This window comes from Pantoea sp. MQR6 (assembly GCF_022761075.1).
Lineage (GTDB): Bacteria > Pseudomonadota > Gammaproteobacteria > Enterobacterales > Enterobacteriaceae > Pantoea > Pantoea phytostimulans.
In genome coordinates this window covers 480,375-496,438 of the sequence record NZ_JAKYXB010000001.1, presented here as the reverse complement: position 1 = coordinate 496,438, position 16,064 = coordinate 480,375, and the positions used below count along the sequence as shown (strand labels likewise).

Below are 16,064 nucleotides of genomic sequence, written 5' to 3'. Positions count from 1 at the left end.
AAAAAGTAAAAACTACCTAATTAAGCACTGAACTTGTCGTTCATTATCCTTGCTCCTGTCTTTTTTGTAGCCGCCGGTCAACAAGGCGAAATAAGGCGAACCCATCATTACCCGTTATAAATGACGACTTAACGCGTCCTTGAATAGGGCAGCTAACGACACACCTAACAACGGCATTAAATAAGAGAGCGCCCGTGTTACGCTCTCCTTCTCGCCCTCTGATCAATACGCGCCATCCCGCTTCAGTACGACACCCACTGTTTTAAAAAGAATGGCGATATCATTCCACAGAGACCAGTTTTTAACATACCACGAGTCGAAGTACACACGTGTTTCATAATCAACGTCATTACGGCCGCTGACCTGCCACAATCCCGTCATGCCTGGCTTTGCCATCAGGTAATAATCAACATCACCGGCATAACGACAGAGTTCATCTTCAATTACTGGGCGCGGTCCTACCAGGCTCATATCGCCACGCACTACGTTCCAGAGCTGCGGCAATTCATCGAGGCTGGTTTTGCGAATAAAGTGACCGACCTTGGTGATACGTGGATCGTTCTTCAATTTGAAGTCTTTGTCCCATTCCGCACGTGCGATGGGATCGGTACGCAGGACTTCTTCTAAAACTTCTTTCGAATTAATCACCATCGAACGGAATTTAAGACATTTGAATTTACGTCCACCCAAACCTACACGTTCATGACCATAAATTGGCGGACCACCGTCACGGCCCACCAGGAAGCCAAGTACCAGTAGTGCAGGCAGCAGCATCAAGATGATTGAGAGCGCACCGACGATATCGAAAGCCCGTTTCAGGAAACGCGATGTCCGTTTTGCAAGGTTATTCTGCACACGAAGAATCATCACTTCATGGCTGAAGATATAAGCCATATCCGTACCGTAAAGCGGCACGCCACGCAGCGTTGGAATAACAGAGACTGAACGGCAATTATGCATTGCCAGCGATTTCAGCCACATATCGCGGTACTGGCTCTGTTCGAACTCAACCGCCACGATAAACTGCGTTTCGCTATTCGTCAGATTCCACAGCTCTTGCTCGTCACGCAGCACCGGCACGCCAGACATGCTGCCATGAGGGCCGCTACCGTCGACGTCATAGAAGGCGATGACATCAAAGCCCATCACTTCTTCGCTTTGCAGCGCTTGCCAGGCTTCATGGGCATTTTTGTTGCTGCCGATGATGATGGTTTGCTTTTTCCACAAGCCATATTTATTTAACAGGCGCTTAGAAAGTGCGCGGCAGCTTGGAATTAAAATCAGCGCTAATATCCAGGTTAATATCCAAAGGAAGCGCGAAGTTTGCCATTGAGACAATGCCGTGATCGACAGATCAATAACAGAAAATATAAGAATGGTACGAAAAATTTCTTTTAATTCGAACCAGAAAGGTTTGCGGTAAGTATAATGACGCAACCTTACCCAGAACCAACCCACGCTAATAATTGATAAGCAAATGTGCGTGGCTATTTTTAAATTGAGTTCTTTTTCAGAAATATCTGCCAAAGGTGAATCAGACATCATATTAATAAGCGCCATCGCAATAAATAAAGCTGCGTTGAAACAAATTAAATCTGAACAAGCTAACAATAATTTGGTGATAAGACTTTTAAACGTAAATTCTGTATCGCGCATATTTAACTCTTTATTTTATTTCCTTAAACCCGTAACGCTCCAACCTTGTGTATTAAATGAGCAGTGATGAATGTTCAGGTTGAATCGTTTCTTAGGGGAGCTCCTGCGGCGTTTACGCCAATGCTCTTACCAATAAAAACAAGAAAATTGTTATAAATACCAACAGATTAGTCCGACTTTTTCCTGCGCGGTAATCGTCTGTTTAATAAACGAGAAAAGCAATTCAGGCACGCTACCGCCCTTGGCTGTCGCTGCCAATACCGCTGTTCGTCATATTTCCTTGCCGGTTATCCACTAAAATGAGATGCAAATCGCCACTTTTAGAGGACGAGATCACAATTCATGACATTAAACGCCGAATCACTGCGCGAATTGTCTCATTAGCGCAGACATTTACTAACCCGTTGCTATACTAGTTATTACTGGCTTGTTTACAAGTAGGCCCCGCCTTCCCTGCACTATTTTAGGAAAAAGACTACCAGCCATTAGTATTGATATCAGTCACGGCGTGCAATCTTTTCTCTAATTTTCAGATTTTTTCCATATCCCTACCCCCACCAAATCGTATAAGAATTACAGACAAATAAGATCCTCATGAATTTTATTTACTCGTCTACGCGTCCTTGTATTGTTTGCCAATTTAATACAACGTGATTAGCTCGATACGTTACAAGACAAGAACAATCTCAGGTCACTTAAGAGCATGCTAAGCCAGGCGCTATTTGTAGCCTGCTTTAAGCTCCACTATCATCAGATAAAACTCATTTTTATACATTCAGGTGAATAAGGCATGTTGGAGGGAATAACCGATCCTTCGCTTTGGGCAGGATTAGTCACGCTTATCGTTCTTGAGTTAGTGCTGGGGATTGATAACTTAGTTTTTATTGCGATTCTGGTTGAGAAGCTGCCAGGAAAGCTCCGTGATCGCGCTCGCGTGATTGGTTTGTTACTTGCGCTGGTGTGTCGGTTACTCTTGCTCGCCTCGCTCTCTTGGCTGGTTACGCTGACTCAGCCGCTGGTCACCCTCTGGAACCACGCTTTTAGCGCACGTGACCTTATGTTGCTGTTTGGTGGCGTTTTTCTGTTATTTAAGGCCACAACAGAGCTGAATGAGCGCCTTGAAGGCAGCGATAACGATGATGGTCAACAAAAAGGCGGTGCTAAATTCTGGCCAGTTGTGGCTCAAATTGTGGTTCTGGATGCCATCTTCTCGCTGGATGCTGTAATAACCGCCGTCGGCATGGTTAACGATTTGCCTGTCATGATGACCGCAGTCACTATTGCAATTCTGCTAATGCTTCTTGCCAGCAAGCCTCTCACCCGCTTCGTCAACAGCCATCCAACAATTGTCATTCTCTGTCTGAGCTTCTTACTGATGATTGGGTTCAGTCTGGTTGCTGAAGGTTTCGGCTTTGCGATCCCCAAAGGCTATCTGTACGCCGCTATAGGTTTCTCAGTATTGATTGAAGCCCTCAATCAATTAGCGCAATTTAACCGTCGTCGCGTTTTGTCTGCCGGTCGTCCTTTAAGGCAGCGTACCGCTGAAGCCGTACTGCATTTATTACGGGGTGAATCTGAACGCGCCGATCTGGATGCTAAAACGTCATCGTTGATCGCTGACAGCGAATCTCATGTGCTGTTTAACCGTCAGGAACGCGTCATGATTGCGCGCGTGATGGGCTTAGGTCAGCGACATGTAAACAGCATCATGACCTCACGTCATGATGTGGAACATATCGATCTGAATGACGACCCGGCTGAGATTATGGCGCGACTCGACCGCAACCAACATACTCGCCTGTTAATCACGGATAACGCCAACGAGCCGCTGGGTGTTGTACATGTTATTGACCTGCTTCATCAATCGCTGCATCAGAATTCTTTAGATTTACGCGCCCTGATACGCCAGCCGTTAATCTTCCCAGAGCGCTTAACATTGCTGCTGGCGCTTGAACAATTTCGCCAGGCGCATACGCACTTCGCTTTTGTTGTGGATGAATTTGGTTCTGTTGAAGGCGTGGTGACATTGAGTGATGTGATGGAAACCATCGCGGGTAATTTACCCAATGAAGCGGGGGAAATTGATGCGCGTTATGACATTCAGCAAAATGGCGAAGGCATCTGGATTGCTAACGGACACATGCCACTGGAAGATCTCGCGATGTATGTAAAATTGCCGCTGGATGATAAGCGCAGCTACCACACGCTGGCGGGTTTATTAATGGATAGCCTGCAACATATTCCCCAAGAGGGTGAAGAGCTACAGGTGGGCAATTACCTATTGCGTACCTTGCAGGTGGAAAACCATCGCGTGCAAAAGGTTGAGATCGTTGAACAGAAAACAGAGGCGGATTACGAAGTGTAATAAGCGCGCCCATTAAGGGCGCAATAAACTTTTAATATTCCGCTTGTCGTCATTATCTTGCTGCTGATCAATCCACTCATTCAACCGCGACTTCGCTTCATTTTGTAGCCGATTCCGAATGACATCATCAACAGGCAATGAATATTGCACATTGTCCCAGTGCCCAAACATGCGCAGTGGAATGGTCTGCTCTGAGAGCGCAGTGACCAGTTTATCATCACCCGTCCAGCCGCTGAGTTTCAAGCCGAGCGTAATATCCAGCAGTTGTTGCTGAAGATTCACCTGCCCTTTGCCTTGCAGCGCAAGATGCGGGCCGCTGCCCGTTAGCTCGCTAAAGTCTAATTCGCCGCGATTAAGTATAACCTGACCCGCAACCTGTTTAATGCCCTGCCCATCCTTGTCTTCACTGCTTACACGATTACTGATACGTGCCACAGCGCGGCGTACCATTTGTTGCAGATTGATTTGTGCCAGGGTGAGATCGTTGGCGCTGATTGCCGCCCTGCCCTGCCAGTTTCTTTTCGCGGCCTCAACGGTCAGATCTTCACCCGAAAGTTGTCCGGACAAGCTCACCGTCCCTTGCAGCGATTCGGGTAATTCCAGCGCTTTAAGCAGCGGCTGAATGGCAACCTGCTGTAACTCTGGCTGCAGACTGACACGCGTTTCAGGCTGACGAATATCAACGGTTCCCGGCAGAGAGAAACTGCCCGAACCAAGCGCCCCTTTCAAGGTACTCACCGTCATCAGACCTTGCTGATTACTGGCATCAAGCTGTAAATCACTGAGCGCCAGACCACGCCAAACCGCACTCTTAGCCTGAAGCTTCAGTGCCAGATCCAGGGTGTTAAGCGGTGAATTGGCATTGTTTCTTTCTCGCGGCTCGGCAATCACAGGCGCGCGTGCAACCGTGGCGTGCTGAGCACCTTCAGCCTCATTCACGGGGGCATTCGCCATCAAATTATCTAAATTCAGAGAGGTAGCCTGAAGATTAAGCGCTAAACGCTGTGACAGCGCCAGGCTTCCTTCGGCATTGCCGGTGAGTGCGCTGTCATTAGCTGTCAGCTGTAAATTAGCGACTGAAAATTGTTGGTTATCACCATTCCAGCTGCCTTCAAAGCTCAGCGAACCCTTTATTCCCTGTGGCGGGATATTGGCACCGGCAAGCGCGTAATCGAGCTGATCAACTTTTCCGTTCAGGCGATGTGGATATTGCGACGCATCCAGCTCACCTTTTAGGTTCACCGTTGCGCTGCGCTGATTACGCGTCACGCTGGTATTCAACGCAATCGTGGCCTGTTTATTGTCGTCTTGATCAAGGTTGAGATTAAAATTACGGAAGTTAAATTCGTCGCCGCCCGCTTGCTGCCAAATGAGCAGGCTATCGGCGATTTGCAATTGACCGATATTAAATGACCAACCGTTAGATGAAGTGGAAGTCTGCGCATTCCGCGGCCCTTGCGGCGCGTTTTGCGGCGCTTTTGCAGCGCTATCGGGCGTTACGCGTACCACGGCGTTTTTGAGCATCACCTGACTCACGCTCAGTTGATGCGACAGCAGAGGCCAGAGCTCCACGTCGAGCCGCATGTTTTCTGCTGAAACCACCGGCTGCGCCGCGCCAGGCGCGGTTAAACTCATGCGGCCGGCCAGAATGCTCATTTTCGGCCAGACGTGCCAACGCAAATCGCCTTGCAGTTCAAGGTGATAACCACTGCGTTGCTCAACCTGTTGCACCATATAGGCACGGAAGTCGTTGGGATTCACCAGTAATACTAATGCGGTCATTCCCGCTACGACCACCACTAACAAGATGGCCAGCGTGGTTATCACTCTTCTCATGACATCCTCAGTGAAATCAATCTTTGTCGATACGGCTGGCGTCAGCACCCTGCTGGCCACGGTATTTAGCATCTTCGCGGCGGTTATAAGGTCGCGCAGCGGGGCCGGAGAGCGGCTCGAAACTCAGTGCGCCAATCAGCATGCCGGGACGTAGCGCCAGCGGCAATTTACCGGAGTTATAAAACTCAAGCACGATGCGACCTTGCCAGCCAGGATCGATACGGTGTGCGGTCACGTGCACCATTAATCCGAGACGCGCCAGCGAGGAGCGGCCATCCAGCCAACCGACTAAATCGTCTGGAATAGTGACTGATTCCAGCGTGACCGCCAGCGCCAGTTCGCCGGGATGCAAGAAAAAGGCTTCCCCTTCCGGCAGCACAATTTCGTCGCTCATGACGCGATCCAGCGCCGCGCTAACTTCCTGCTTTGGCCCACTCAGGTCAATAAATGCCGCCGTGTGACCGCTAAAAGTACGGAACTGGTTGCCCAAACGCACGTCGACCGTGGCGCCATTAATACGCTCGACCGGTGGGCGCGGCGTAATCGCCAGCTTACCGTTATCAAGCCAGGCTTCGATGTCGCGGTCGCATAATCTCATTGACGTAACTCCATGACGTAAGTGTAGCGAACGGTTACTACAGCGCACCGTTCGCGTCACGTCCAGTTGGACGTGGGTTATTCGAAAAACTGATTGATTTTGGCTTTAAGGATATCAATCGCAATACGGTTTTTCCCGCCGCGCGGCACGATAATGTCGGCATACTGTTTGGACGGCTCAATGAATTGCAAAAACATTGGGCGCACCGTTTTCTGGTATTGGCTCATTACTGAATCCATCGATCGACCTCGTTCATTGACGTCACGTTTCATGCGGCGCATCAAACAGATATCGAGAGGTGTGTCGACAAAAATTGAGAAGTTAAGTTCCTGACGCAGACGCGAATCGGTCAGCAGCAAAATACCTTCCAGGATAATGACTTTTTTGGGTTTGAGGTGAATAGATTCCTGGGTACGCGTGTGCTCAACGTAGCTGTAAACCGGCAGATGAATATCTTCTCCGGCTTTAACTGCACGCAAATGCTGCAGCAACAAATCATGGTCCATCGCACTCGGATGGTCATAATTTGTTTTAACCCTCTCTTCCATGGTGAGGTGACTTTGATCTTTGTAATAAGCATCTTCAGGAATGACCCCGATGTGCTCGTCACCAACCTGATCACGGATTTCACGATAGAGCGTGCTGGCAATTAAACTTTTACCGGATGCGGAAGCACCGGCAATGCCAACAATCACGCACTGATGAGACTTGTCAGTCATACTTTTAAAGACCTGATAACTGGAGCCAATGACTGTACACGGAATGCGCGCCCAGCCAGCGGGCCTAAATGGAGAGGGTGAGTTCGCGCTAAGTATAGGGATTTCGGCGTTTTGATGCCAGAGAAATGGCGCCAGAAGCTTTTCAGAATTTCCCCTTTGGAAGCTAATCATTTCATCGATAAACTAGCTACCCTCTCGATTTGAATTTAGCGGCGTTGGCGAAACGCTTTTTTCGCCGAATGATTGCGGAAATCATCGTGCCTGACTAATTCACAAGGAGTCGTATGCTCTGGAAGACCTTGACCTATTTTGGCGACAGTATGTTGCTGATCCCGACGGCGGTGATCATCGCACTGATTCTGCCCTGGAAAAGTGACAATCGCCGCACGGTGCTCTATTGGATCGTGGCGTTTGGTTTGGCTGGCTTGTTTGTTAGCCTGTCAAAAATTCTGTTTCTCGGCTTTGGTATTGGCAGTGCTCATTATAATTTCACCGGTTTCAGTGGTCATAGCGCCATGTCCGCCACCTTATGGCCCGTGATGTTGTGGCTGATTTCTGGCCGCTGGTCGAGTTTATGGCGTGGGTTTGCTCTCGGCGTGGGCTACCTGATTCCGCTGATGGTGGGATTCTCGCGGCTGGTTATCCATGCACACTCAAAAAGCGAAGTCGTTACTGGTTTACTGCTGGGCTTTACCTTAAGCACGGCTTTCCTGATTTCTCAGCGCCGCACTGCCTTGAAAGGCTTTAGCTGGCCGCAGGTCAGCGTTGTGTTATTAGTCCCCCTGTTGCTGCTGGGACAGGGTCGCGTCGCCACAACGCAGCAGTTCCTTGAACGCTTTTCTGCGAATCTGGCAGGCTTAGAAAAACCGTTTTCCCGCGCCGATCTTTTCCGCCAATAATCAATGTGATGGCCTTTTTTTGATAAAAGGCCAGTCAATCCGCCGAATAACGCACAAAAGTGATTTCGCGACAGTATTCTTTGCTGAATGTGCTAGCATGCCCGAAAGAGAATAACAGGTGCATATTTCGCCACTGCGAAGCGGTGCACGCAGCTGGGTTTATGCATGACCATTGATATTTTGTCCTCGCAAAACAAAACACCAAACAGCGTCTTAAACGGATTGATGCTGGGCATCACCGCTTTTTTTCTCACGCTATTTTGCCTTGAGCTGATCATGGTGAGCGGCAAAATCTCCCCGCTGTGGTTCTCTACCGCATTAATGACGGTGGTGGTTTTTCGCTGTCCATCGCGTCAGGTTCCTTTATTATTGCTGTGTTGTGTCATTGGCACAGCTTTCGCTAACGCCTTGATTATTGGCCCCGCGTTTTCCAATTTGAAATTTGCTTTACTCAACTCAGTGCAAGCAGTGCTGGGTGGGATATTACTGCGTCTGCTGCTTGATCGCCGGGCACCGCTTAACACCTTGATTGACTGGGCACGGTTTATTTTTTCCGTTGGCATTGTTACACCGCTCATTGGCGGCGTATTAGCCATGTGGATGTTGCAGGTCAGTGGTAAGGCCTCGGTTCCCTTCTTTTATACTTGGGTCATTTCTGAAGTTATTGGCATGTTGGCACTTGGGCCAGTATTACTGCTATTTCCCTGGCCCCTAAAGCGACGTAACTTTCAAGAACACCACTCAGTTGAATTGCTGATCACCTTGCTGGTGACGCTTACCGCCAGCTATCTGGCACTGCGTTTTCTGCCGTGGCCGTTCACCTTTATTGTGGTGATCCTGTTCTGGTGTGCGGTACGTTTATCGAAACTTGAAGCCTTCGTGCTGTTTTTCCTCAACGCCTGTTTTATCTCAATGCTGCTGGCATTTGACCTCGTTACAGTGGGTCGCGGTAGCAGCCAGTTCGATCAAATCAGCAGCTGGCTGCCGTTCTTGCTGGTGTTGATTCCTGGCCATGTCATGTCGCTGGTGATGGATGCGTTTCGTCGTGAAAAGAACCATATCAGTGAAAGTGAAACCCGTTTCCGTCATGCCATGGAATATTCCGCTATCGGCATGGCGTTGGTCTCACCGCAGGGTGTCTGGTTGCAGGTGAACCATTCGCTGTGCCAGACGTTGGGCTTTCCTGAAGATGAACTAAAGCGCCTGACGTTCCAGCAAATGACGCATCCCGACGATCTCAGTAACGATCTCATCCAGGTCGACAAACTGTTAAAGGGTGAGATCTATTCCTACACCCTGGAAAAACGCTATTTCCGCAAGGACAATGAAATTGTGTGGGCGCGCCTGACGGTTTCGCTGGTGCGTGATGCCGCCTATCAGCCGCTCTACTTCATTGCACAGATCATTGATATTTCTGAGCTCAAGCAGAGTGAACAAGTTAATCGTCGCCTGATGGAACGTATCACGTTGGCCAATGAAGCCGGCGGCATCGGCGTTTGGGAATGGAACTTACTGACCGGTGAAATGTTGTGGGACAAGCGGATGTATGCGCTGTTTGGCCTCGCACCTCACGAATCGCCGAGCTACGATTTATGGCTGCACTTGATGAACCCGGCCGATCGTGAACATGCTGCGCTAACTATTCAACAGGCCATTGAGAAACGCAGTGCATTCCAAATGGAATATCGCATCACTTTGCCTGACGGCGAACGCTGGCTGCGTACGCAAGCCAATCGCATCCTGAGCCAGGAAGGCCGCATTGAACGTATGCTGGGCATTTGTCAGGACATCACTTCGCTGCGCAATCTTAACGAAGCGCTGTTCCAGGAAAAAGAGCGTATGGCGATCACGCTGGATTCCATCGGCGAAGCGGTCATCAGCACCGATGAAGAGATGCGCGTTACCTTTATGAACCCGATTGCTGAGCAGATTAGCGGTTGGTCGCAAGAGGATGCCGCAGGCAAACCGCTGAGTGAACTGTTGCACATCACGCAGGGACGCCACGGTCCACAAATTGAAAATCTGCTGCTGTGCCATTTGCCAACTGAAAAAACCACACCCGATTTAGTGGAAGATTTGGTATTGCATACGCCAGCAGGTGAAAAAATGGATATCCATTACAGCATCACGCCGCTTAAATCTGAGGCAGGCGCAGAAATGGGCGCCGTGATGGTTATTCAGGATGTCAGTGAATCGCGCAAAGTCATGAAGCGTCTGAGTTACAGCGCCTTACACGACACCTTGACGCGTTTGCCCAATCGCGCCAGTTTCGAGCACCAGCTCAAACTCTTACTGATGGATGCGGCTGAGCATCAGCACCAGCATGTTCTGGTCTTTATCGATCTCGATAAGTTCAAAGCGGTCAATGACACCGCCGGACACGCCGCCGGCGATGCCCTGTTGCGTGAGCTTTCAGAGTTAATGCAGCATCGTCTGCGCAGCAGTGATTTCCTTGCACGCCTTGGCGGCGATGAGTTTGCTCTGTTAATGCCAGAATGCCAGGTCGATCAGGCACGCGAAGTGGTGCAGCGTATCGTCAGCGCGGTGAATGATTACCGCTTTCAGTGGCTTGGGCGAGTTTATCATGTCGGTGCCAGCGCCGGGTTAACACAAATTTCCGCTGAAAACTGCCACAGCAGCGAAGTGTTATCGCAAGCGGATATTGCCTGTTACAACGCCAAGCGCAGCGGCCGTGGGCGCTATGTTGTCTATGAACAACATCAGTTGCCGTTAGCGGGCAGCAATCAGCGACTCGATGCCACAACGCTCAACGACTTGCAGGTTGAGCTCTCTGCCTGGGCAATTGCCCCGCCGCAAACGCCTAAACTCACCTCATTCTGGCTACTGGACGTTCAGCTGTTCACTGCTGACGGCACGTTTATCGACGAATCGCTGTTACGCAATAATTTGCCGGATGAAGCGCTGCAGCGTCTGCTCGATAGCAATATTGTTGAAGCCTTTTTCCGCCACGATATTAACGCACTGAATGACAACAACATCTCCGTGATTTTGCCGCTGAATACCAACGCGCTGCATGATGTTGAGTTCGTACAACGTCTCTGCAAACGTTTTAACGAAGCGGGTTTGTCATCCAGCCGTAGCGGTTTCGCGCTTAACGCGGCAAACGTAATAAACGGCAGCGATCGCCTTCAGGCTTCCCTACTCCAGTTACAGCAAAGCGGCTGTTGCATTATGCTTGAGCATTTTGGACGTAACCTTGACGCCTTCAATCAACTCACCGGCGACATGATCGATTGTTTGCTGCTGGCTCCTGAACTGGTGGCTAACGTGCATACCAATTTGATGGACGAAATGCTGGTGTCGATTATTCAAAGCCAGGCCGAACAACGAAATATTGCGCTTTTGGCCGGTCCAGTTACCGTGCCTGCGGTATTAAATACCTTGGCCAGCCTGGATGTTCATGGCGTCTGGGGCAGCGCCATCGCCGAGCGTCAGCCATTGAGCAGCCTGGCGGCCAGCGTGGTTTTATCCCAGGACGATTGATCAGACAGTGTCTTGCCAGCTTCTTAAAGCTGCGCTAAAGTCGCCCCCTTTTTTCCGGCATGGGGGCGAAAATGTTCATAGGATTTGATTACGGCACGGCTAACTGTTCTATTGCGGTAAGCGAAAACGGCGCGCCGCGTCTGTTGACGCTGGAAAATGGTCAGCGCCTGCTGCCTTCAATGATCTGTGCACCAACGCGCGAATCCATTAGCGAATGGTTGTATCGCCATCATCAAGTCGCTACCCCTGACAGTGAAACCACCGCGTTATTGCAGCGTGCGCTGCGTTATAACCGCGAAGAGGACATCGATGTCCTGCCCGGGAGCGTGCAGTTTGGTCTGACCGCGCTGCAACACTATATGGTTGATCCTGAAGATGTGTGGTTCGTTAAATCGCCTAAATCATTTCTGGGTGCCAGCGGCCTGAAGCCACAGCAGATCGCGCTGTTTGAAGATCTGGTTTGCGCCATGATGCTGCATATTCGCCAGCAAGGTGAGAGCCAACTCGATCAGTCGATCGATCAAGCCGTCATTGGCCGTCCAATTAACTTTCAGGGCTTGGGCAGTGAAGACGCGAACCAACAGGCAGAAGGTATCTTGCTGCGTGCAGCGAAGCGCGCCGGTTTCCGTGATGTGGAATTTCAGTTCGAACCGGTAGCGGCAGGACTTGATTTTGAAGCAACGCTGGAAAAAGAGACACGCGTGCTGGTCGTTGATATCGGTGGTGGTACGACAGACTGCTCAATGCTGCTGATGGGGCCACAATGGCGTAATCAATCCGATCGCCGTGAAAGCTTGCTTGGTCACAGCGGTTGCCGCGTTGGCGGTAACGATCTCGATATTACTCTCGCGTTTAAAACCCTGATGCCGTTGCTCGGGCTCGGCGGTAATACTCAAAAAGGCACCGCCCTGCCCGCTTTGCCTTGGTGGAATGCAGTTGCGATCAATGACGTTCCCGCTCAGAGTGAGTTTTACTCGGCAGCCTGCGGTAAGTTGCTGCGCGATCTCGTCCGTGATGCCGAAAATGGCGATGTTGTCGCACGCCTGCTGAAAGTGTGGCAACAGAAACTCAGTTATCGTCTGGTGCGTGCCGCAGAAGAGAGCAAAATTGCGCTGTCAGATCGCATCGAAACTGACGCAGCGCTCGACTTTATTGCGCCTTCTTTGCAGGCGGCAATCAGCGTAGAGATGCTGCGCGACGCAATCAACCAGCCGCTAGAGAAAATCCTTGAGCAGGTTCATCTGGCGCTTGCTACCAGCAGCATTAAACCCGATGTTATCTATCTCACCGGCGGTAGCGCCCGTTCTCCTCTGCTGCGCGCCGCGTTGCAGCAAGCTTTACCGGATACGCCAATCGCTGGCGGCGATGATTTCGCCTCGGTTACAGCAGGATTAGCGAGATGGGCTGAAGTGATGTTTGCTTAGCATTTGCATACTCTACATAGCGAAGCGGCCCATTCAAGGGCCGCTTTTTTTTACTTTGGCTTGAGAGAGAAGCCAAAGTTAGCGCATCTGCTTGCGAAGCGAGCTCACCTCCCTGTGGAACCGCCCCGCTAACTTAACTGAAGCGCTCTGTTGCTCTCTTTATGCGTGACAGCACTGCTCGCCTTTATGCTATCCAATCAGAACGCGATATTCGCGCTAATCCCACCAATAAACGCATCCTTCACTTCGCTCACTGCACCCGGCGCGGTGACATATTGCAGGTTAGGACGCAGCGACATCCAGTTAGTGACTTTCGCGTTGTAATAGACTTCATAGTTGTATTCAGAACCCTCCTGAACCGGCAGATAGGTTGGGCTATCAAAATCGGTTTCGCCGTTAGCGCCATTCTGCTGACGCAGCGAGCGGGTGTAATCGCTGTTCACATGAATGCGTGCGGCACCGATACCAATCTCATCCTTAGGACGCGCATCAAACGGCCCCTTCCAGGTAAACGCGATAGATTGATAGTTGTCGGTTTTTGAAGTTTTGTGGTCGTTCATTACCGCCTGAACGCGTACACCTATACCGCGATTAACGTCGCCATCCTGCGCCGTCAACTGTTGTTGCAACAACAGATAGCCGCCATAGGCGTGGTCTTTATCCTGATACGCGCCGTTGCGCCAGCTGCCATACACATCACCGTTGGCTGATGAGTAATAACCGCCAAGACGATAGTTACCTGGCAATTTTTGCGGGCCAAAGGTTGGCGTCCAGCCTAATTCTGCCGGCACCATATTGCCTTCAGAATTGCTGGTATCAAGGCGGAAACCATCACCGCGATCGTAGTTCGCTGCGTTCTGGTTATAGAAACCGACCTGGAAGAAGACCTCTGGCGTAATATTCAGCTTGATGCGGCCGCCCCATTGCGAAACCGGCCAGTTGAACCAGCGATCGCCACGCCAGTTCCCTGCCTGACCGCTGCCGAGCGCCAGGTTCTGGAACAGATTGCCATCAAAGTTATCGAAATCTTCGCCCACAGTGACGCGACCCGCTTTGATATCCACTACATTATCGAACAAGCCTTTGCGCAGCCAGAATTGCGTCAGACGCCAGGTTTGGCCACGTCCATAGACCTCCTGCACGGAGGACAACATACCGGTGCGCTTGTCAGCAACCTGCTCTGACAGGTTTTGTCCGTCACGATTAGTGACTGTCATCTGGAATTCCGCATCCTGCCAGTTAAGCAGTTTTTCCAGGTCGAAATTGGTGCCAAACGACCATTGGTCGCTGTAGCGCATGGTGGTGTTGGTGTCAGCGCCGCCCGCTAAGTTTGCCGCGCTTTCCATGGTGTAATTAACATCGAATTTAATGCCATCGTTTTGCAGCTGCGTTCGGTAACCGCCCCAATCACCAAACATCCACTCTGAGTCAGAACTCAGCGCGTCGGCTGCCATCGCCGATCCGCTTAACATCGCGAACATTAAGGTGCCGGTCGCGACGCGACGCAGCGGAAAGCGTTGCACTGCTTTTTTACTTTTCATGAGAATTATTCTTATGTGAGTTACTGGGAAGGACTCACGGAGGATAGTGCTAAGAAAAGTTCAATAATTATAAAAAAGTGCGCACGATTCAGCAAAATAGCAGTGCGTTAGCACATTTGTGAATGAGATCGCTTATTGGTCATTCTATGCAGACATTTCGCATTTTTTATCACACGCGATGTTGATAAAAAGAATCGGGATGATGACGAATAAAAAGGGGCGCATCCGCCCCTGTTGCTCATTTTTGGCTGGCTGTTGCCAGTTGTTCAATTTCTGACTGCGTTAACTTCAGTTGCGTGGCACCCACCAAGTCATCCAGTTGCTTAAGCGATGTTGCACTCACAATCGGTGCTGTTATGCTCGGACGGGCAATTTGCCAGGCAAGCGCAACCTGAGTGGGCGAAACGTGATGCGCGCTGCTGATCTCATCCAGCGCCGCAAGAATTTTTAATCCACGAGGATTAAGGTATTTTTCTATCACGCTTTGTCCGCGCGCGCTTTTAGAGGCATCTGCGGCAATACGATATTTACCGCTCAGAAAGCCGCTGGCGAGTGAGTAATAGTTGATGACGCCTAAACCGTGCTCCGTCACTACTTTTTCCAGCTCTGCTTCATAACCTGCACGATCGTAAAGGTTGTACTCGGGTTGCAACGTTTCATAGCGGGCTAACCCTTCGCGTTCACTGATCTGTAATGCTTCCTGCAATCGCGCTGCACCATAGTTTGAAGCGCCAATGGCGCGTACTTTTCCTTCTTTGATCAATGAATCAAAGGCGGTCAGCGTCTCCGCTAACGGTGTCTCTTCATCATCCCGATGCGCCTGGTAAAGATCGATGTAATCGGTTTGCAGGCGACGTAACGACTCTTCCACGGCCTGGCGAATGTATTGCGGTTTCAGCCCTTTTTTATCAGGTGAAAGCTCCATGCCCACTTTGGTCGCCAGCACAATGCTGTCACGCTTGCCGCTTTTCTTCAGCCAGTTGCCAATAATCGTTTCCGATTCACCGCCTTTGTTACCAGGCACCCAACGTGAATAAACGTCGGCAGTATCAATAAACCCTAATCCTTTCTCCACCAGCGCATCCAACAACGAAAATGAGGTGTTCTGGTCAACGGTCCAGCCAAAGACATTGCCACCAAACGTTAATAACGGAACATTGATGCCGCTATTACCTAACTGCCGGGTTTCAACGTGACTCATGAGTTTCTCCTGTAAGCGAATCGAGACGGTATGCAATCAGCCTGTACTCTGGTTAATTCAAGTTGCAGGAAGGCGGCAAACGTGTGAATCCTCGCGAACTGACTTAAGTCAGTGTCCGGGGCAACGCGTGCCGTTAACGTTCATGCAGCTTGAAGTCTGAAGGGTATCGCAAAGAGAAATGAATCGTTAATGCCAATTCCAGATGGAATAGTGTCAGAAAATGAATACTTACCCTGACCTGACAGTTATCCTTATTTCCTTCAACTTCTGCCTGGCAGAGGCGATTACAATGATGTCGTTTGCAGGTTGCCCTTTTTTTCA

At 50.2% G+C, this 16,064-nt stretch carries 10 protein-coding genes; 4 read left to right on the top strand and 6 right to left on the bottom strand.

The features are described from left to right. Positions 1 to 222: 222 nt before the first annotated feature. Entirely contained in the window at positions 223 to 1,656 is a 1,434-nt protein-coding gene (gene wbaP / locus MUG06_RS02155) for an undecaprenyl-phosphate galactose phosphotransferase WbaP (protein WP_215846251.1), read from the bottom strand. Positions 1,657 to 2,446: 790 nt separating this feature from the next. Between wbaP and MUG06_RS02150 the strand changes: the two genes are divergently transcribed. After that, the gene (locus tag MUG06_RS02150; protein WP_243077577.1) at positions 2,447 to 4,021 is read left to right on the top strand and encodes a TerC family protein; all 1,575 of its coding nucleotides are present in this window, start codon (positions 2,447 to 2,449) and stop codon (positions 4,019 to 4,021) included. A 12-nt stretch (positions 4,022 to 4,033) separates the two neighbouring features. Here MUG06_RS02150 and asmA read toward each other — a convergent pair whose 3' ends face one another. The 3 genes from asmA to udk form a co-directional block, all read right to left on the bottom strand. After that, positions 4,034 to 5,857 carry an outer membrane assembly protein AsmA gene (asmA, locus tag MUG06_RS02145; RefSeq protein ID WP_243077576.1) on the bottom strand — a complete coding sequence of 608 codons (1,824 nt, stop codon included), beginning with the start codon at positions 5,855 to 5,857 and terminating at the stop codon, positions 4,034 to 4,036. A 16-nt stretch (positions 5,858 to 5,873) separates the two neighbouring features. Beyond that, positions 5,874 to 6,455, bottom strand: a complete 582-nt coding sequence (gene dcd / locus MUG06_RS02140; protein WP_243077575.1) for a dCTP deaminase — start codon at positions 6,453 to 6,455, stop codon at positions 5,874 to 5,876. Positions 6,456 to 6,532: 77 nt separating this feature from the next. After that, a complete protein-coding gene (gene udk / locus MUG06_RS02135; protein ID WP_243077574.1) occupies positions 6,533 to 7,174 on the bottom strand; it encodes a uridine kinase in 642 nt (213 codons plus the stop codon). A 284-nt stretch (positions 7,175 to 7,458) separates the two neighbouring features. On the opposite strand from udk, the gene MUG06_RS02130 reads away from it, so the two are divergent. The 3 genes from MUG06_RS02130 to yegD all read left to right on the top strand — a co-directional run bounded on the left by MUG06_RS02130 (position 7,459) and on the right by yegD (position 13,001). Further along, positions 7,459 to 8,073 carry a phosphatase PAP2 family protein gene (locus MUG06_RS02130; protein WP_215846246.1) on the top strand — a complete coding sequence of 205 codons (615 nt, stop codon included), beginning with the start codon at positions 7,459 to 7,461 and terminating at the stop codon, positions 8,071 to 8,073. 165 nt (positions 8,074 to 8,238) lie between these two features. Then, entirely contained in the window at positions 8,239 to 11,577 is a 3,339-nt protein-coding gene (locus MUG06_RS02125) for a diguanylate cyclase (protein ID WP_243077573.1), read from the top strand. A gap of 71 nt (positions 11,578 to 11,648) precedes the next feature. After that, entirely contained in the window at positions 11,649 to 13,001 is a 1,353-nt protein-coding gene (yegD, locus tag MUG06_RS02120; protein WP_215846244.1) for a molecular chaperone, read from the top strand. A gap of 197 nt (positions 13,002 to 13,198) precedes the next feature. On the opposite strand, the gene MUG06_RS02115 is transcribed toward yegD, so the two are convergent. Beyond that, positions 13,199 to 14,542 carry a carbohydrate porin gene (locus MUG06_RS02115; protein WP_215846242.1) on the bottom strand — a complete coding sequence of 448 codons (1,344 nt, stop codon included), beginning with the start codon at positions 14,540 to 14,542 and terminating at the stop codon, positions 13,199 to 13,201. A gap of 238 nt (positions 14,543 to 14,780) precedes the next feature. Beyond that, positions 14,781 to 15,743: an aldo/keto reductase gene (locus MUG06_RS02110; RefSeq protein WP_243077572.1), complete on the bottom strand. Its 963-nt coding sequence runs from the start codon at positions 15,741 to 15,743 to the stop codon at positions 14,781 to 14,783. Positions 15,744 to 16,064: the final 321 nt, after the last annotated feature.

Excerpts from the sequence above, each read along its gene's own strand:
- udk (WP_243077574.1), bottom strand. The coding sequence starts at position 7,174 with ATGACTGACAAGTCTCATCAGTGCGTGATTGTTGGCATTGCCGGTGCT.
- MUG06_RS02125 (WP_243077573.1), top strand. The coding sequence starts at position 8,239 with ATGACCATTGATATTTTGTCCTCGCAAAACAAAACACCAAACAGCGTC.
- asmA (WP_243077576.1), bottom strand. The coding sequence starts at position 5,857 with ATGAGAAGAGTGATAACCACGCTGGCCATCTTGTTAGTGGTGGTCGTA.
- MUG06_RS02150 (WP_243077577.1), top strand. The coding sequence starts at position 2,447 with ATGTTGGAGGGAATAACCGATCCTTCGCTTTGGGCAGGATTAGTCACG.
- yegD (WP_215846244.1), top strand. The coding sequence starts at position 11,649 with ATGTTCATAGGATTTGATTACGGCACGGCTAACTGTTCTATTGCGGTA.
- MUG06_RS02130 (WP_215846246.1), top strand. The coding sequence starts at position 7,459 with ATGCTCTGGAAGACCTTGACCTATTTTGGCGACAGTATGTTGCTGATC.
- MUG06_RS02110 (WP_243077572.1), bottom strand. The coding sequence starts at position 15,743 with ATGAGTCACGTTGAAACCCGGCAGTTAGGTAATAGCGGCATCAATGTT.
- dcd (WP_243077575.1), bottom strand. The coding sequence starts at position 6,455 with ATGAGATTATGCGACCGCGACATCGAAGCCTGGCTTGATAACGGTAAG.
- MUG06_RS02115 (WP_215846242.1), bottom strand. The coding sequence starts at position 14,542 with ATGAAAAGTAAAAAAGCAGTGCAACGCTTTCCGCTGCGTCGCGTCGCG.
- wbaP (WP_215846251.1), bottom strand. The coding sequence starts at position 1,656 with ATGCGCGATACAGAATTTACGTTTAAAAGTCTTATCACCAAATTATTG.